At 44.8% G+C, this 18,205-nt stretch carries 16 protein-coding genes; 11 read left to right on the top strand and 5 right to left on the bottom strand.

Annotated elements, in window-relative coordinates; translation table 11 throughout:
• Positions 1-150 precede the first annotated feature (150 nt).
• The 4 genes from ACS8E3_RS08865 (at position 151) to ACS8E3_RS08850 (ending at position 4,090) form a co-directional block, all read left to right on the top strand.
• Positions 151-678: a hypothetical protein gene (locus ACS8E3_RS08865; RefSeq protein ID WP_439243344.1), complete on the top strand. Its 528-nt coding sequence runs from the start codon at positions 151-153 to the stop codon at positions 676-678.
• Positions 679-813: 135 nt separating this feature from the next.
• A complete protein-coding gene (mnmG, locus tag ACS8E3_RS08860; RefSeq protein ID WP_439243342.1) occupies positions 814-2,709 on the top strand; it encodes a tRNA uridine-5-carboxymethylaminomethyl(34) synthesis enzyme MnmG in 1,896 nt (631 codons plus the stop codon).
• 79 nt (positions 2,710-2,788) lie between these two features.
• Positions 2,789-3,748 (top strand): AEC family transporter, encoded by a 960-nt coding sequence (locus ACS8E3_RS08855; protein ID WP_439243340.1) that lies wholly within the window; start codon positions 2,789-2,791, stop codon positions 3,746-3,748.
• A 132-nt stretch (positions 3,749-3,880) separates the two neighbouring features.
• On the top strand, positions 3,881-4,090 hold the full coding sequence (locus ACS8E3_RS08850) for a ChaB family protein (protein WP_439243338.1): 210 nt from the start codon (positions 3,881-3,883) through the stop codon (positions 4,088-4,090).
• A 90-nt stretch (positions 4,091-4,180) separates the two neighbouring features.
• Here the strand turns inward: ACS8E3_RS08850 and ACS8E3_RS08845 are convergent, their stop codons facing one another.
• The 3 genes from ACS8E3_RS08845 to ACS8E3_RS08835 all read right to left on the bottom strand — a co-directional run bounded on the left by ACS8E3_RS08845 (position 4,181) and on the right by ACS8E3_RS08835 (position 6,548).
• Positions 4,181-4,351 carry a hypothetical protein gene (locus ACS8E3_RS08845; RefSeq protein WP_439243336.1) on the bottom strand — a complete coding sequence of 57 codons (171 nt, stop codon included), beginning with the start codon at positions 4,349-4,351 and terminating at the stop codon, positions 4,181-4,183.
• A 29-nt stretch (positions 4,352-4,380) separates the two neighbouring features.
• Positions 4,381-5,412, bottom strand: a complete 1,032-nt coding sequence (locus tag ACS8E3_RS08840; RefSeq protein WP_439243334.1) for an LLM class flavin-dependent oxidoreductase — start codon at positions 5,410-5,412, stop codon at positions 4,381-4,383.
• A gap of 194 nt (positions 5,413-5,606) precedes the next feature.
• On the bottom strand, positions 5,607-6,548 hold the full coding sequence (locus ACS8E3_RS08835) for a LysR substrate-binding domain-containing protein (RefSeq protein WP_439243332.1): 942 nt from the start codon (positions 6,546-6,548) through the stop codon (positions 5,607-5,609).
• 356 nt (positions 6,549-6,904) lie between these two features.
• Here ACS8E3_RS08835 and ACS8E3_RS08830 point away from each other — a divergent pair, with 356 nt between their 5' ends.
• The 5 genes from ACS8E3_RS08830 (at position 6,905) to ACS8E3_RS08810 (ending at position 13,212) form a co-directional block, all read left to right on the top strand.
• The gene (locus ACS8E3_RS08830) at positions 6,905-8,578 is read left to right on the top strand and encodes an AmpG family muropeptide MFS transporter (protein ID WP_439243330.1); all 1,674 of its coding nucleotides are present in this window, start codon (positions 6,905-6,907) and stop codon (positions 8,576-8,578) included.
• 59 nt (positions 8,579-8,637) lie between these two features.
• The gene (gene prmC / locus ACS8E3_RS08825; protein ID WP_439243328.1) at positions 8,638-9,516 is read left to right on the top strand and encodes a peptide chain release factor N(5)-glutamine methyltransferase; all 879 of its coding nucleotides are present in this window, start codon (positions 8,638-8,640) and stop codon (positions 9,514-9,516) included.
• Entirely contained in the window at positions 9,513-10,313 is an 801-nt protein-coding gene (locus ACS8E3_RS08820) for a HesA/MoeB/ThiF family protein (protein ID WP_439243326.1), read from the top strand. The genes prmC and ACS8E3_RS08820 overlap by 4 nt, the downstream gene beginning before the upstream one ends.
• A 129-nt stretch (positions 10,314-10,442) precedes the next feature.
• Positions 10,443-11,771, top strand: a complete 1,329-nt coding sequence (locus tag ACS8E3_RS08815) for an ABC1 kinase family protein (RefSeq protein WP_439243324.1) — start codon at positions 10,443-10,445, stop codon at positions 11,769-11,771.
• 187 nt (positions 11,772-11,958) lie between these two features.
• Positions 11,959-13,212: a YbfB/YjiJ family MFS transporter gene (locus ACS8E3_RS08810; protein WP_439243322.1), complete on the top strand. Its 1,254-nt coding sequence runs from the start codon at positions 11,959-11,961 to the stop codon at positions 13,210-13,212.
• Between the two features lie 10 nt (positions 13,213-13,222).
• On the opposite strand, the gene ACS8E3_RS08805 is transcribed toward ACS8E3_RS08810, so the two are convergent.
• The gene (locus ACS8E3_RS08805) at positions 13,223-13,702 is read right to left on the bottom strand and encodes an Lrp/AsnC family transcriptional regulator (protein WP_439243468.1); all 480 of its coding nucleotides are present in this window, start codon (positions 13,700-13,702) and stop codon (positions 13,223-13,225) included.
• A gap of 314 nt (positions 13,703-14,016) precedes the next feature.
• Between ACS8E3_RS08805 and leuA the strand changes: the two genes are divergently transcribed.
• Positions 14,017-15,765: a 2-isopropylmalate synthase gene (gene leuA / locus ACS8E3_RS08800; protein ID WP_439243320.1), complete on the top strand. Its 1,749-nt coding sequence runs from the start codon at positions 14,017-14,019 to the stop codon at positions 15,763-15,765.
• Positions 15,766-16,101: 336 nt separating this feature from the next.
• Entirely contained in the window at positions 16,102-16,719 is a 618-nt protein-coding gene (locus ACS8E3_RS08795; RefSeq protein ID WP_439243318.1) for a hypothetical protein, read from the top strand.
• A 116-nt stretch (positions 16,720-16,835) separates the two neighbouring features.
• Here the strand turns inward: ACS8E3_RS08795 and accC are convergent, their stop codons facing one another.
• Positions 16,836-18,188, bottom strand: coding sequence for an acetyl-CoA carboxylase biotin carboxylase subunit (gene accC, locus ACS8E3_RS08790; RefSeq protein ID WP_439243316.1), 1,353 nt, complete (start codon positions 18,186-18,188; stop codon positions 16,836-16,838).
• Between the last annotated feature and the right edge of the window lie 17 nt (positions 18,189-18,205).

Here is an 18,205-nt window from a genome sequence, read left to right as displayed (position 1 = left end):
CATATAAATCTTGAGTAAAAACCTGTAACAACACTAAGCTTTGAAGTCGAAGCCTGAGTCAGCCATGCCCTGCTGACTCAGGCTTTATTGTTTTTGGCGTATTTATCCCCATATATGGCTGCATAACGAGATAAACAATAAGAGGGTATTATGACTAATCAAACGAATGCACAAGCTTATGAAGATGCCGCTTTAGAAAAACGACGCGAGCATCTAAAGAATGAATCAACGCGCATTATTGAGATGGCAAACAACGAAGACTTCTCAGCACTCAGATGTATTCACCAGCTCAGCGTCGCAGGCGGTGCGACAGAGGGTACTTATACCGCAATCGAGCAGCGTATCGTCGCTGATCAAGATGCAGCGGGTGCTTATCATTTGGCATTGCTCGCACAAAATACGCCAGATCTACCGGTCGATGCGCGTCAGCTTATCGATATTGTCGTCAACAAAGGCGACAATGAGCAGCGCTTGGCCTTATTAAAGAACCTGCCGCTACCGCCTGTCGATTTGATTAAAGAGAAAATACTGGCAACTGATGATGGCGAAGCGATTGGTCAAATGAATGCTTATTTACAAATTAATCCAGAAGGTCATGGTAGTCAGCATATGCTAGTAAGTGGTCATTCCGATCAGATCGTGCCACTTAGCGCGGGTAAGAATATAAAGTTTGATTAATGCGATTCACTAATTCCGACTAAAAATTGTTATAATTAGCACCAATTTCAACTCTCTAACCATTTTTTAAATCACTGAATACGATAGATGTTGATGTCCTTATTTTTGGGTCGATATCTATCAAGCGAGGCACAAATGCAATACCCAAAACATTACGACGTAGTCGTCATCGGCGGCGGTCATGCGGGGACCGAAGCCGCTCTAGCAGCAGCGCGTATGGGTGCGCAGACCTTGCTATTGACGCACAATATCGAGACCTTAGGCCAGATGAGCTGTAACCCTGCTATCGGCGGTATCGGTAAATCGCACTTAGTGCGTGAGATTGATGCGTTAGGCGGTGCTATGGCTTTGGCGACCGACAAGGCGGGCATTCAGTTTCGCGTGCTAAATAGTCGTAAAGGTGCAGCAGTTCGTGCCACGCGAGCGCAAGCCGATCGCATTCTTTATAAAGCGGCTATTCGTCATACCCTTGAGAATCAGCCGAATCTTGATTTATTTCAGCAAGGCGCAGACGACATTTTAGTAGAGAATGGTCGCGCGACCGCTGTTGTGACTTCAACCGGTATTATTTTTAAAACTCAGACCGTTGTATTGACCTCAGGAACCTTCTTAGGCGGGGTCATACATATCGGTCTTGAGAACTCTAAAGGCGGCCGCGCAGGGGATCAGCCCTCTATTAAACTTGCCGATCGTCTGCGCGAGTTAAAACTTCCTGTGGGTCGCCTTAAGACGGGCACACCAGCGCGTATCGATGCGCGCACGGTGGACTTTAGTGTCATGACCGTACAGCCGGGCGATACGCCATTGCCAGTGATGAGCTACATGGGCAATGCCCAAATGCACCCTGAGCAAGTTAATTGCTACATTACCCATACCAACGCGCGTACTCATGACATTATTCGTGAGAGTCTGGATCGCTCGCCGATGTTCTCAGGTAAGATCGAAGGCGTGGGCCCACGTTATTGTCCATCGATTGAAGATAAAATTCATCGTTTCGCCGATAAAGATAGTCATCAAATATTCATTGAGCCTGAAGGTCTCACTACTCATGAGCTATATCCCAACGGTATCTCAACCAGCTTGCCGTTCGATGTACAGCTTGAGTTTATTCATAGTATGAAAGGACTTGAGAACGCGCATATTACTCGCCCTGGTTATGCCATTGAGTATGATTATTTTGATCCGCAAAACCTCAAGCCGACGCTGGAAACTAAGTCTATTGATGGGCTTTATTTCGCCGGTCAGATCAATGGCACTACCGGCTACGAAGAAGCTGGCGTGCAAGGGCTACTAGCAGGAACTAATGCTGCTTTGGAGACCACTAATAACAGCAATTATGAGACGTGGACGCCGCGCCGTGATGAGGCTTATCTGGGCGTGCTCGTCGATGATTTGATCACTCATGGCACCACTGAGCCGTATCGAATGTTTACCAGCCGTGCTGAGTATCGTCTGCTACTACGCGAAGATAATGCTGATCAGCGCTTGACTGAGACCGGTCGTAAATTAGGTCTGGTCGATGATAACCGCTGGCAAGCCTATGAGCAGAAGATGGAGGCCATAACTAGCGAATCGGCGCGTCTCAAAGACATGTGGGCGACCCCTGTTAATGATTTAGGCAAACAAGTCGCCGCGCAAACCGGGGAAGTGTTATCTAAAGAAGCAACCGCCTACGACTTGCTAAAGCGTCCACAAATCAACTTCGCTGATATCGCGGCTATTACCGATTCAAAAGTCGATACGCAAGTTGGAGAACAGATTGAAATCTCGGTCAAATATGCCGGCTATATCGATCGTCAGCAGGAAGATATCGCACAAATGAAGCGCTTAGAGAATACTGTGCTACCATTAGATTTTGACTATAATATTGTCTCTGGGTTGTCTAACGAAATTGTGCAAAAGCTCAGTAAAGTACGTCCAGCCACGCTAGCGCAAGCAGGACGTATTAGTGGGGTCACACCTGCTGCTATCCAGTTGCTCGCGATGACAGTTAAAAAGCAGAAAAAAGCTAAGTCGGCATTGGAGTCATAGGTTTTTATTATTGCGACAAGGCTACTTAAAAGCCTTGTCTAAAAACCATGAGTTAACGTTTTATTGACGTGAGTCACTTATGATCGCTGCGGTTATTTTTGCTATTACTATCGTACTACCCAACCTCTTCTTGATGGGGTTGGGTTTTTTTATGAAAAAACGCGGACAAGTCAGCCAAGCGTTTATCGATCAAGCCTCTTATTTTGTTTTTAATTACTGCTTGCCAGCTTTGCTATTCTTCAGTGTGGTCGATAGTGAGGTTGATTATGCTAAGCAAGTCACTTTAATAACAGCAGGGGTAGTCGTTACCTTTATTTTATTTTTTGGCAGCGAGATTTATGCCAAGCGCTTTATCACCGCTAGCGCCGATCAAGGTGTCTTCGTCCAAGGTATCTTTCGCAGCAACATGGCGATTATCGGCCTGGCAACCGTTGCCAACGCTTATGGCGATATTGGCCTGAGTATCGGCGCGGTCTATATGGTCATCGTCACTATCTTGTTTAATATCCTAGCGGTCATTACTCTCAGCCGCGTCTCAAAAAGCTTAGATGATACCCGCCTGAGCCGCAGCTTGATGGTGATAAAAAAGGTATTTACTAATCCGCTTATTTTAGCGCTACTGGCCGCTTTCATTTACAAGGCTTTGCCGCTACCGCTTGTACCTTCGGTCATTCATCATACCGGTGATTTACTCGCAGCAGTGGCGTTGCCGCTCGCGCTGCTTTGTGCGGGCGCGAGTATCAATCTCAAATCTATGCTCAGTCTGTCAGGCTTATCAATGCAGGCAAGTTTTGGCCGTATTATTATTGCGCCAATACTCGCTATTGCCGTTGGCTTAGCTTTTGGTTTAACGGGCGTGCATATGGGGGTGTTATTTTTGATGGTCGCATCACCAACCGCCGCGGCAAGCTATGTGATGGTCAAGGCAATGGGTGGTAATGATATATTAGCGGCAAATATCTTGGCATTCACGACAGTAGTAGGATTGTTTGGGATGGCGATAGGGGCGGCGGTATTGCGAACGTTTGGATTGATGTAAGCGTACTGATAGGAATTATAATCTAAAAACCTTACATTTATAAAAGCCTACAGGCTTTAACTAAAACCTTATAGTGGTATGGCCTTTTCCTTTTTAATATAAATCAACATTTGAAATAAAAAGGAAAATATGATGCCATACGATAAATTATCAAACTTACCTGACAGTGTAAAAGATAACTTACCTAAACACGCGCAAGAGATTTTTCAAGCCGCTTTCAATAGTGCTAGCGAGCAATATGATGACGAGTCGCGTTGGTTTGCCACTGCATGGGCTGCAGTCGAAAACGTCTATCATAAAAATGATAATGGCAAGTGGGTAAAAAAGCCTGACCATAAATAGCATAAGCATAAATAATTAAAAATAACGATTAAAAAACCTCCTGCTCTAGCGAGTAGGAGGTTTTATTTACGCTAAAATTAAAGAGTTTGCTTAATGGCGTTTGTTACGATTGCGTCGCTCTTCACGCCGAGATTTACCTTTTGGGCTGACACGATAAGTTAAATAACCAAAAAACACGAGAACGATAATAAAAGCAACTATATACAAAAATATAGAGCTTCCAATAAACAACGATGCAGCGATCACAGGAGTAGCTTCCATGTCAGGTTTCCAATCAATGCTTTCAGTTATTATGCAACGGCTGCATCACCTTGTAAAGTAAACAAATTTAACTGAGATATTAGCTCGAATGAACGTAGGCGAGCCGCTTGGTCATAAACGTTAGCGGTAACAATGAGCTCGTCAGGTTGGTAGCGGTCGATAAAAGCAGCAAGCTTAGGCTTAACTGTCTCGACCGAGCCTATGAAAGAAACTGATAAGGCACTATCGACCATCGCTTTTTCTGCTGGGCTCCAAATAGTACCCATATTAGCCACAGGCTTTGGCATTTGTCCTTTTTCTCCGCGGCGCAAGCGTACAAAACTCTGCTGCGCTGAGCTAAAGTGATAATTTGCCGTATCATCGTCATCGGCTAACAGTAAGTTTGCCGCTAGCATCAAGTAAGGCTTATCAAGATAAACGGAAGGTTTGAAGTTGTCGCGATAAGCTTTGATCGCTTGAGCAATCATTTGCGGAGCAAAGTGCGAAGCAAACACATAAGGCAGACCTAAATGCGCCGCTAATGTCGCACCAAAAGTCGAAGATCCCAAAATCCACACCGGCACTTTTGATTTGGCCCCAGGAAAAGCTTGTACTGGACTACTATCGGTATTATCGCCTAAAAAATACATCAGCTCTTGCACATCTTGCGGGAAGCGCTCGGCATCTTTCATCTGCCGACGCAGCGCCTGAAAGGTCGCGCCATCAGTACCCGGTGCACGGCCTAAGCCCAAATCAACGCGATCGCCATATAGCGCTTGTAGCGTACCGAACTGTTCAGCGACGACAAGCGGTGCATGGTTTGGCAGCATAATACCACCTGCACCAATACGAATGCGCTCAGTCTGACTGCCGATATGTGACAGAAGTACAGAGGTCGCGGCGCTCGCAATACCCGCCATATTATGATGCTCAGCCATCCAATATCGGTTTAAGCCGGCTTCTTCCGCTTTTTGCGCCGTTTGCACGGTTTGGGCGATGCCTTCAGCTATGGTTTTACCTTCGGGTACAGGGGCTAAATCTAAAAATGATAAAGGAATGGTATCAGTATTACTGTTGGTCATATTTCACCTATTATTGAGTAGTGATAAGCGTGAATAAGCTTTAGGCAGTCTTTTTTATTATCGTTTAAGGCTGCTTATAGAAAGCTTGAGCGCTTGATACTCTATATAATGGGGCAGATCATAAGTTTATAAAGGGCTGTGTTAACGAGGGTAACAAATCTAAAATGGCAAGGGTGCACCTTATACAGGTTTTATTAAACTACCCCTTTGTGATCAAATTGCTGCTGACACAGCTCTATAAAAGCACGACCATACTGGCGAACTTCAGCATCATCACGCACGGCCATCCAGCTCGTAAAGCGGCCAAAATGATCGACAGGTATGGCGGTAAGATTATGGTAGTGACTTGGCTCAAACGCCATCTCAGCGATAATACCGATACCTAAGCCAAGACCTACGTAGGTGCTAATCACATCGGCATCAAGAGCCGCTAGAACGATATCAGGCTCAAGGCCTGCATCGCTAAAGGTCTTGTCGATTGCACCGCGACCAGTAAAGCCGCCGTGATAAGTGACGATAGGGTAGCTGGCAAGCGTCGGTAGATCTATAGTTTCTAAACCTGCTAGCTCATGATCCTTGGGGACAATAATGCGGTGCGTCCAATCGTAGTAGCGATGACAGCGTAGATAGTTATTATGTAGTAAAGATTCGGTAGCAATACCAATGTCAGCCTGCCCGCGAATGACCATCTGCGCGATAGTCTCAGGATCAGCCTGCTGCAGAATCAAGTTCACCTTAGGAAAGCGCTCTTTGAACGCTTTTACCACATGCGGCAACACATAACGCGCTTGCGTATGAGTAGTGGCAATCGTTAGCGTACCGGTATTAGGATTATTATAATCAAGGCTGAGGTTTTCAATCGTGCGAATCTCAGCAAAGATAGCTTCGATATGGGGAAGTAGCGCAGTGCCCATATCGGTCAGGCCAGTTAGACGCTTGCCTTGACGAATAAAGACATCGGTTTTTAGTTGATTCTCAAGCGCGGCAATGTGCTTTGATAAGCTCGATTGACTAGTATGCAGTACGGTTGCCGCTTGGCTTAAATTATAGCCATTGATGACGGTATGCCAAACCGTCTCAAGCTGTTTCAGCTGAATTTGCAAGTGTCGCTGATTGACGACTACGTCGATTGCCATAATTTATTCCCCAAAATTTTAAAACCATATCTGCGGCTAGTGTAAATCATAGTTATTATTCTTGTATATACTAGATAGTAATCTATTTATACTATTTTGGAATATAAGTTGTCGAAACTATTAGATTAGCTGAACATCCACAAACAAACCTTGATAAACATTATCCAAGCATGAAGTGATATAAACAGTAGCGATAGTTGATATCACCATGTATTAACAATAAGATAAGATAGGTAGACAAAGCATCGCATATAAGCAATTAGCTGCAAATATCTCTAGTCATAGATGATGTTCTCAAGTACCATAATTCAATTTTGTAACGAAACCTTTTTTGTTTCAAGTTTTGGTAACTTATTATGTCAGCTGTCAAACCTGTACCACCTTCTACACCAAAGCCATCGATTGAAAAAAAGTCATTGAGCGAGAGCTTAAAAGCTTATCTCGATCGCCGCGCCATTATTATGCTGTTTTTAGGTTTTGTAGCGGGCATACCTATTTTACTTATCTTCTCCAGTCTCTCTTTATGGCTACGCGAAGCTGGGATTGACCGTAGTGTCGTAACGATGTTCAGTTGGGCGGCGCTTGGGTATGCCTTCAAGTTTATTTGGGCGCCGCTTATTGATGCAGTGCCGCTGCCTATATTGACTAAGATGCTGGGCCGCAGGCGTAGCTGGATATTGGTCTCGCAGCTACTCATTATCACTGCCATTTGTATTATGGCAGGCGTCAATCCCGCTAATGAAGGCAGTCTATTTTTGATGGCGGTAGGCGCAGTACTCTTAGGCTTTTCATCAGCGACGCAAGATATCGTCATTGATGCTTATCGTATTGAGCTGGCTCCGCCAAGCTTGCAAGCGGTACTGTCGGCTATGTATGTCACCGGTTATCGTTTAGGTATGATAGTTGCTGGCGCGGGCGCTTTATATTTAGCGGACTATTTTGGTTCAACTGAGGCGCTGTATAGCTACGAGGCTTGGCGCAATACTTACTGGATTATGGCGGGTGTCATGGGTGTTGGGGTGATTACGACCTTAGTCATTCATGAGCCTGTCAGTCAACAAGTGCTAGTGCAGCGTGAGACGTCTGACTACACGCGTTTGGTGTTAGTATTTGCGATTTCTGTGATAGGGTTTGTGCTGGTATTTGCCAATGCAGGCGCAGTATTACCTGAGGTCGAAGGAGTATTTACAGGGTTTGTGTTGGAAGTGGTGCGTATGGCGGTTAGTCTAGCCGCGGCTATAGGTATCGGCTATGGTTTAGTAAAAGCCAACTTAGTAGCGCCAGAGTTTGCGCGGGTCACTTGGGTCGAGCCTATCGCCGATTTCTTTCGTCGTTATGGCAAAAAGGCGTTGTTATTATTAGCGCTAATCGGTCTTTACCGTATCTCTGACATTGTCGCAGGCGTCATCTCCAATGTCTTTTATCAGGATATGCAATTTACCAAAGTCGATATCGCTAATGCGGTTAAATTAGTTGGTGTCGTCATGGCGATCGGCGGTGGTTTTTTGGGCGGGTTATTGGCACAAAAAATGCGTATTATGCGTGCGATGATGGTCGGTGCGGTCCTCGCTTGTGTGACCAATTTACTGTTTATTTTGCTTACTTATCATCCGGGTAGTTTGCCTTATATGTATCTGGCTGTTATTTTGGATAATCTAGCTGCAGGCCTTGCTAGCGCGGTGTTTATTGCCTTTTTATCGGCGCTGACTTCTATTCGTTTCACCGCAGTGCAGTATTCTATATTCTCCTCTTTAATGACCTTATTACCCAAAGTCATAGGCGGTTATTCAGGTTCTATCGTTGATAGTACTAGCTATCCGTTCTTCTTTTTGTTTACCTTTGCTCTTGGCATTCCTATTTTGGCATTAATTTATTATGTCGATAAGCATATTATCATTGGTGATAATGACGATTATGATAGTGATAATAGTCGTGGTATGAGTAATAATGGCGCTGATAAAGGGCTTGATTTAACCAAAGCCAACCCTAATTTAACGCAGACCAAAGAACCACCGCGAGCTACTGAGTAGGGTAGTCGTTGAGGTTTTTATTATTATAATCGATGTTAAGTAGTAGATAAGAGCGGCCTATGACTGCGCAGCACATACAGAGCATAAAGCAAATCAAGATCGAAGCGTCAGCCTTGTCAAAGTCTTTAGCAGTGCCGACATTTTGGATTACCGACTGGCTGCTGCACGTCATCGATAAACCGGCGCTATTTTTGCTGACCGATGAGCGCTATCAGTTGACCGATAGCGAATCTGCAAAGTTTAATGCGGGTATTAAAAAGATGCGGCAGGGCATACCCTTAGCTTATTTAACGGGACAGCAGGCGTTTTGGTCGCTTGATTTTAAGGTAAACGCGCATACACTGATACCGAGGCCGGATACCGAAGTATTGGTTGAGCAAGTGCTGGAATGGATTGAGAGTAATCCGATTGCCAATAATAAAGGTTCTAAACGTTTGCTAGATTTAGGTACCGGTTCTGGCTGTATTGCTATCAGTCTTGCTTATGAATTAAAACAGTTACATTGGCAAGTCGTCGCTGTTGATTTATCAGCAGAGGCACTAAGCGCTGCTAAGCAAAACGCTAGCGACAATCAGTTGAATAATGTCGAATTCATCAAAAGCAACTGGTATGAGCAGCTAGCGATTGACCCTAAAAAACGCTTTCATATTATCGTATCTAACCCTCCTTATGTTGACGAGACTGATAAGCATTTGCAAAGGTTAAAAGCTGAACCTATCAGCGCCTTAAGCGCGCCCAATCAAGGTTTGGCTGATATTGAGCATATCGTAGAGCAAGCTCCGAACTACTTACAGCAAGGCGGCTTATTAGCCATCGAGCATGGCTATGATCAAGGCGAAGCGGTTAGAGATATGTTTTATTGTAATGGCTTTGAGGCGATCAAAACCGCTAAGGACTATGGGGGTAATGAGAGAGTGACCCTAGGACAACTAAAATGACAACTAAACTACCCTCTGAAGATAACCAAAATCTCACCGACGCTGAGTTACTGCGTTATGCTCGGCAAGTATTATTAACGGGCTGGGATATTGACGCGCAGCTGCGTTTGAAGTCCTCTCGGGTCGTGATGATTGGAGCAGGGGGCTTAGGTTGCCCGGCATCAGAGACGCTAGTGCGGGCAGGACTTGGTCAAGTACATCTCATCGATGATGACGTGATCGAGGTCAGTAACTTACAACGCCAAAGCTTGTTTTTACCAAGCGACATCGGTGCGCCAAAAGCGTTAACCGCAGCGCAAATGCTCAATCAGATCAACCCTTTGATCCGTGCAAAAGGGACGGCTGAACGTTTAACTTTAGATAATGCCTACGAGTTATTAGAGCTGGCGGCTGGCAAGCCTGATCTATTACTAGACTGTACTGATAATTTTGCCACTCGCGATATTATCAACCGTATCAGTGTGCGCTATCAGATTCCATTACTTAGCGCTTCGGCGATTGCTATGCAAGGACAATTGGCATTGTATGAACCGCAGTTAAATAGCGGCTGTTATCATTGTGTGTTCGGTGCTATCGCCAAGGACGAAGCAGTAGATGAGCGCACTTGTGCCAATTCTGGGGTACTTGCTAGTACCACAGCGATAATGGGTAATCTGCAAGCTAATGCGGCGTTACAGTACTTAGGGCTTAACACTAACCCACTGACAGGCAAGCTACTACTATGGGATGGTAGCCGTATGCAGCAGCGCCTAATGGGCTATCGTCAAGATGCCAGCTGTCCGGTATGTGCGCTATAGTTCTGTACGGTTTACGTCATGGCCGCTATTTTATAAACTATTCCTTTATAAATCATTACCTTTACAACTGCTTTTAGTTGTTATCATCTAGCCCTTTTCTCTTACATTTTATTAAGACAGTTAGCCGTTATGAAATTATATCGTCCGCATTTATTGAAGCATAGTCTGAATGTCGCCAACCGTATCCGTCAGACCGCGAGCGTCGCTGGATTATCGGCGCTGCGTGTGGCGAAAGGTGAAAAACCTGACGCGTATCTGCTAAAAGAAACCTTTGAGCAATTAGGCACTACTTACATCAAAATAGGGCAGTTTATCGCTAGTACACCCTCACTGTTTCCGCGTGAATACGTCGAAGCCTTCCAAGGGTTTTTGGATCAAACCACACCGTTACCTTATAGCTATATTGCACAAGTATTAAGCGAAGAGTTAGCGGTTGATGGCTTAACGCTGGAAGATCGCTTTGCTAATATTGAGGAGCAACCATTAGCTTCCGCCTCCATTGCGCAAGTGCATGTCGCACGTCTGAATAACGGTGATGAAGTAGTACTCAAGGTACAAAAGCCTGGGGTCGAGACGATCATGCAGACCGACTTGGGGGTGCTGCATGGCGTCACTAAGCTACTTGAGCTGCTCATGCCGTCGATGAAGTTTGCGAGCATCGCGCCTATTATTGATGAGATACGTCTGCGCATGCTCGCTGAGACTGACTTTATCGCGGAAGCTAAGAATATTCGCGACTTCCAGCAGTTTCTAAGCGTGTCAGGTAATACTCGGGTGGTCGCGCCGCAGGTCTATGACGAGCTAACCACCAAGCGCGTATTGACGATGAGCCGATTGCATGGCGTCTCTATGATTGACGAGAGGGCGATGCGCCAGTATTGCAATGATCCAGCGCAAGTCATGGCGGATACTTTGAACACTTGGTTTGCCAGCCTTATGCTCTGTAATAGCTTCCATGCTGATTTGCACGCGGGCAATCTGATGCTACTGACTGATGGACGTATTGGCTTTTTAGATTTTGGTATTGTCGGTAAGCTAAAAGCGCAGAGCTGGCGTGCTTGCATGGGTATGATGCAGGCCTTGCAGGATAATGATTATCAGGCAATGGCGCAGTGTATGGTCGATATGGAGATGACTAAACAAGAAAGTCATGTAGATATCTCTTTGTTAGCGACTGACTTACAGCGCATGATGCAGACGATTATGGCAGAAGATATCGCCTTCACTAGCGGCACTCCTTTCAATACCAAAGAGCAAGCCGACGAGCTCAATAAAATGATGCTGGAGATTGTCGAAGTCGGTAAGCGCCACGGCATTCACTTCCCGCGTGATTTTGCTTTGTTGACCAAGCAGTTGTTGTATTTTGACCGCTTTATGCGCACCTTAGCACCAGATATGGATATGTTTAGCGATCAAAGAGTCGCTATGTTAGGTCGGCCTGATACCGTTAGCGAATAGGGCCAAATAGCTACGAGTTAAAGCGCTATTTAGAGTCTTTGAAATGGTATAAATGTAAAATGGTATGAACACCAAGGACGGTGCGTTGTGAGCAAGAACTGGCATAAACGAACGCAACAAGCATTGCAACGAGCACTGCTATGACGCGGGCTTATTTTAAGCGCTTAGTTATGATATTGGGCCGGCTATGATAAAGATATCGCCGTCTCGTTTTATCCCTTCGATTACCAACGAAACCGTTATCGCTTGGATAGGACTTTATTGTCTAGCAGTGGTGATGGGCTATGGACGTTTTTTATTTACCGCCACTTTGCCTGATATTATGAGCGAGCTTTCGCTTAGCACTACGATCGCCGGATGGTTAGCATCAGTTAATTATGTGGGTTATTTTATTGGCTCATTGATAGCGATGTTTGTGCCTCATCGTCTGACGTGGCGAGCCTTGATGCTGGGTACTTTACTAAGTATCGTCACTACCTTACTTTTGTTTTTGCCAAACCTACCTTTAAGCCTTTGGTATATCATCCGCTTATTCGCCGGAATTGCGAGCGGTATTGGCATGATATTAGGCTCCTCTTTTATTATCCAAAGCTTTAGTAACCATAAGCGATCCTTACTATCGACGGTGCATTATGCCGGTATCGGTGTGGGGATTAGCGCCTCAGCCATCCTAACTTGGTGGCTCCTTAGTCTCGAGCTACATTTTTATAGTATTTGGCTAGTAGCAGGACTTAGTAGTTTACCTTTGCTGTTTTTACTCTATGCCATTCGTCCCGATAGGTATTTGCAAGATGATACGATAATCAACACACAGCCCTCTATGAGACAGACTTATATCAATTTTAAACGTTCGCTATATGAGGCGATGGTTGGACAAGGCAAAGCGGTTTTATTATTGTCACTGAGCTATGTGTTAGCAGGGTTTGGCTACATCACCTCAGCGACTTTTTTACCGGTGATGGCAGTGCAGCAGCTACCTACGCAGACCCATGCAGGACTACTGATTTGGTTAGTGGTTGGAGTGTTTGCTATGCTCTCTAATCCGCTGTGGGGCGCATTGGCTAAACGTGTTGGCGAGACCAAAACCTTAATCGGTTTGACTCTATTGCAAGCTTTAGGGATGTTTGTGCCGTTGTGGTTCGCAGGGGCGTTTGGCTTATATGTCAATGCGGCTATTTTGGGGGCCACCTTTGTCGGTATCGTCTCGATGACCTTGAATATTATAAAAAATATAAATCCTGCTTATTCTAACCTATTGATAGGTCTAGCGACTTTGGCGTATGCCATAGGGCAGTTCTTAGGTCCGTTAGTGACCGTTGCTTTAGCTGGAGCAAAGGATAGTTTCAACGGTGGATTACTAGTAGCGGGTATCGGATTGCTGCTTGGGCTAATATTGATTTTAGGATTCAGCCGACAGCGCCAGCGCGTAAGCCAAAGCTAGATAGCTAAAGTTATACGATGCTGCGATTGAATATCTCTCGTAGCTCAAAGCTAGTATGGACTTGTGCCACGCCTTCGATACGATTAAGCCTATGCAATAAAAACTCTTCATAGTGCGCCATGTCCCGCACTCGCACTTTTATCAGATAATCTTCAGTACGGCCGGTGACAATGCTACAGCTGATGACTTCATCGAAGCTCTGTACTTTGCGCTCAAACTGCTCAAAACGCTCAGCGGTATGACGATCCATGCTAATAGCAATAAACACCGCCAGTGGATAGCCTAATTTGTGCGCATCGGTTTGGGTATGATAGCCGGTTATGATTCCGCTATCTTCTAGGCGTTTGACTCGGCGGGCACAAGGAGTAGCCGAAAGGTTAACACACTCAGCCAGTTCAGTGATGCTGATACGCGCGTCCGTCTGTAATAACTGCAGTAGACGCTTATCAATCTCATCGAGAGGGGAGTCGAGTTGATTGCTATGAGTCATAGAGTTATTATTCGTATTAGACATGATATATCCTAAAATTAGGGATTTTAGCTCATTATAAAGGTAATATTGGTATTATTCACTAATACTGATAATAAATATGTAAAATTAAGCCGTATTTCACTTGGTAAACCTTGTTATTATAATGGCATCACTTGTAGTTTTGTTTTATGATAAAGCTAAGCTTTTATCAGCTAAATATTAAGACTAAGGGTTACTTATTTTCATTTAAGCCATTAATTTATTAGGTTATCAACCTATCGATCTCACCCTATTTATTTTAGGGACACCCTTTATACCACTGAGGATCTGTTATGTCTGCAACCACCACTCGCACCGCCAAGATCACCCCTAAGCATGCCGCTTTTGACTTTCGTAAATATCGTCCATTTGCCTTTGCGCCGCTATTGTCGGATCGTACTTGGCCGAATAAAACGATTGAAAAAGCGCCAATTTGGGCAAGTGTAGATCTGCGTGATGGTAACCAAGCGTTAATTGATCCGATGACCATTGAACAAAAAATGCGTTTTTTTAAGACTTTAGTTGAGGTTGGCTTCAAAGATATTGAGATCGGCTTTCCTTCCGCCGCGCAAGTTGAGTTTGATTTTGCTCGTCAGTTAATTGAAGAAAACCACGTACCAGAAGACGTCACGCTACAAGTACTAGTGCAAGCGCGTGAGCACTTAATTGCTCGTACCTTTGAATCCTTAAAAGGTGCTAAGCGGGCTATCGTTCACGTTTATAACTCCACTAGCCGTATTCAACGCGAAAAAGTCTACGGCAAAACCCAAGCTGAAATCAAAGAGATCGCAGTCGCGGGCGCGCAATTGCTAGTGGACTATGCTGCTAAGTATCCGGAGACTGAATGGGTGTTTCAGTACTCACCTGAGAGTTTCAGTCAGACCGAGACCGAGTTTGCAGTAGAAGTCTGTGACGCGGTTTGCGAAGTATGGCAGCCACAACACGGTCAAGAGGTTATCTTTAACTTGCCTGCGACCGTTGAAGCGTCTATGCCCAATATATTTGCTGATCAGGTAGAGTATTTTTGCCGCAATTTAGCCCAACGTGAGCATGTGATTGTTAGCCTACATACGCATAATGATAGAGGCTGTGCGGTAGCGGCAGCGGAGCTTGGCGTCCTAGCAGGCGCCGATCGTATCGAGGGGACATTACTTGGTAATGGCGAGCGTACCGGCAATATGGACGTGATGGTTATGGCGATGAATTTATTTAGCCAAGGGGTCGATCCTGAGCTTGATTTTAGCAACATGAGTGAGATCGTCCAAGTTGCCAGCGAGTGCAATAACTTACCGGTGCATCCGCGTCATCCATATGTGGGCGAGCTCGTCTTTACCGCCTTTAGCGGCTCTCATCAAGACGCGATTAAGAAATCGCTTGATTATAACGAAAACCATGCTGATGAGACCGAAAACTTCTGGGATGTGGCCTATCTACCGATAGATCCTGCCCATATCGGTCGCAGCTATCAAGATGTGGTACGAATCAATAGCCAGTCTGGTAAGGGTGGAGTAGCATATATTTTACAGCGCGATTATGGCTTTAATTTACCGCGCTGGATGCAGATTGACTTTAGTAAAGTAGTACAAAAGCAAGCGGAACAGACGGCTCGAGAATTGCAAAATGATGAGATCTTGCAGACTTTTGAGACCACTTACTTGCAGCAAGGGGATTTTGATCTACTCGACTACAATGTCAGCAACAAAGGCGGTGAGGTCTTCTTCGATGGTCAAGTACAAATGAATGGCGAAACAATTACTATTAAAGGCAATGGTAATGGGCCGTTATCCTCTTTCATCGATGGCTTAGCTCATCACACTGGCAAATCATTACATATTATTAATTATGCAGAGCATGCTATTAGTACCCAGCATATTGATGATGGTAACGATAATAAAACCAATGCCAATGCTGCCGCGTATATTCAGCTCAATGTTGATGGAGAGGTCTATTCAGGAATTGGAACTTGTAGCAGCACCGTCTCTGCTATGCTAAAAGGAGCCTTGTCTGCCTTTGCTCAAGCCTCAGTAACGAGCGCGGCATGACTTCGATTAGCAGCTAGATTGAATTTAGTTGAAAAGATCATAATCCAAGCGTCACTACTCATTGCGTCACCCAGTAAGTGGTGGCGCTTTTTGTATTGAGCGACTTAACAGGGCTAACTATTTAAATACTAGCCATTTAAACATTAGGTACACTTTATAATGCGTCACTATTTGTCGCGTAATTCGCTATATAGTAGTAAGCAGCATAATGTTACTTGTCTTTTTAGCGGCAAAGATTTACGCTGAAGGTTAAAATATTAACTACAGTGTTAATTACAAAGCCAAGTTAATTATAATATCAATTACAACGCCAATGAAAATAAATAAAGGCTGATTATGGAACCCCTCTCATTTGCTTCATTTACTCTAGCAGGTATCTTGTCAACATTCCCGACTCCTGGCCAGCAGGTTAGCCAAGCGGTGATCACCACTCACATCAGTCCAGCTATAGCGGGCCAATGGGAGATCGAGCTCGATAGCAGCGATGACGCTACCTTTGAGCGCGCTTTGTCTAACGTACAACAAAGCGAAAAGGCTAATATAGCGTCTGATAGTAGGCTAGGCGGTATCGTGGTTCAGGATGAGCAGCGTATCGTGACGCCTAATCCTATAGTAGCTCAGGAAGATGATGATTTGGCTATGAATCTGTCGGCGGCTAATGCTAAGCAGTGCCGTGAGATATATCATTTCGGGGAAGATAATGAGATGTGGGCGGTGAGCGGTGATGAATGGACGTATGGTCGTTATATCGTTACTCATCTGGAAACAGGACTCCCGATCATTGCGCTAAAAACCATTTATGATAATAATGAAGTAGACTGCTCAGGTAACCAAGTGGATCAAAGCGATGAAGCATTTATCGCTTTTTTGAATCACGATGGTAATCAGATGCAGTGGTGCGCTGATCCTGAGGGCCAAGAGTGTTTTATGAACTTTAAAAAAGTATTGCCTTAAGTTTTTAAACAAAGTTTTCAACTAAACTCTTGATGAATAGCCTCCAATAAAAAGCCACTATTTATGAAAATAGCGGCTTTTTATGTTTTTCGAGAATAATACAGTAATAAAAAGAGCTATGACTTCTTAGCTGACTGCAATAGTTCATTTTCTAAATAATGGATATTTTGCGCTTCTTCAACAAAATTAGCATCCGCCAAAATAACGTCACGATGTAAGGGGATGTTGGTTTTAATCCCTTCAATAATGAGCTCATCTAACGCGTGTAAAGTTTTTGCTACAGCTTGCTGGCGGGTCTGCCCATGACAGATCAGCTTGCCAATCAATGAGTCATAATAGCTAGGTATCATATACCCTGGATAGAGATGGGAGTCAAAGCGCACACCAGCTCCGCTAGGACTATAAAACTGAGTGATAGTGCCAGGTGAGGGCACAAAGGTTCTAGCATCTTCAGCATTGATACGGCACTCAATGGCATGACCCTGAATTTCGATTTCGCTTTGACGATAGGAGAGACCATAGCCTGCTGCAATTTTTAATTGCTCAACCACCACATCGATACCAGTAATCATCTCAGTAATGGTGTGCTCAACCTGCACTCGGGTATTCATCTCGATAAAGAAGAATTCATTATTTTCGAACAAGAACTCAAAGGTACCGGCACCGCGATACTTGACAAGCTCGCAAGCTTTGACACAAGCTTCCAAAATAGGCTGACGGACATCATCAGGGATATCTGGGGCAGGGGCTTCTTCTAATACTTTTTGATGACGGCGTTGCAGCGAGCAATCACGATCGAACAGGTGAATAGCATTGCCATTACCATCGCCTAAAACTTGCACTTCTACGTGACGTGGGTTTTGTAGATAGCGCTCCATGTAGACCGTGTCATCACCGAACCACAGCTCAGCTTCCTGTCTTGCTGCTTGAACTTGTCCTACTATCTCATCGAAACGCTCAACGACGCGCATACCCCGACCACCGCCACCAGCGGCGGCTTTTATAATGAGCGGAAAACCAATATTGCGCGCTTGCTCTTCAGCGTTGGTAATAGTCACCGCGCCAACAGAACCAGGCACTGTAGGTACACCGGCCTTTTTCATCGCATTGATGGCAGAGACTTTATTACCCATCAGGCGAATATGATCGGCGTTAGGTCCTACAAAGGTTAAGCCTGCTTCTTCAATACGTTCAGCAAACTCAGCATTTTCAGCCAAAAAACCATAACCAGGATGAATAGCATCCGCACCAGAGATTTCAGCTGCCGTCAAGATAGTATCGATATTCAAATAACTTTCAGTAGCACTTGGGTTGCCAATACATATTGCCTCGTCTACGAAGCGCAAATGCATCAGGTTAGCATCAGCCGTCGAGTAAACACCAACGGTCTCGATACCAAGGGCTTTACAGGCACGGACAATACGTAAGGCAATCTCACCTCTATTGGCAATGAGCAGTTTTTTTATCATCAGGTTATCCTTGTCGA

This window comes from Psychrobacter sp. 2Y5 (assembly GCF_051847375.1).
GTDB lineage: Bacteria > Pseudomonadota > Gammaproteobacteria > Pseudomonadales > Moraxellaceae > Psychrobacter.
The sequence above is the reverse complement of the archived record's forward strand: the minus strand, read 5'-3'. Positions and strand labels throughout refer to the sequence as shown.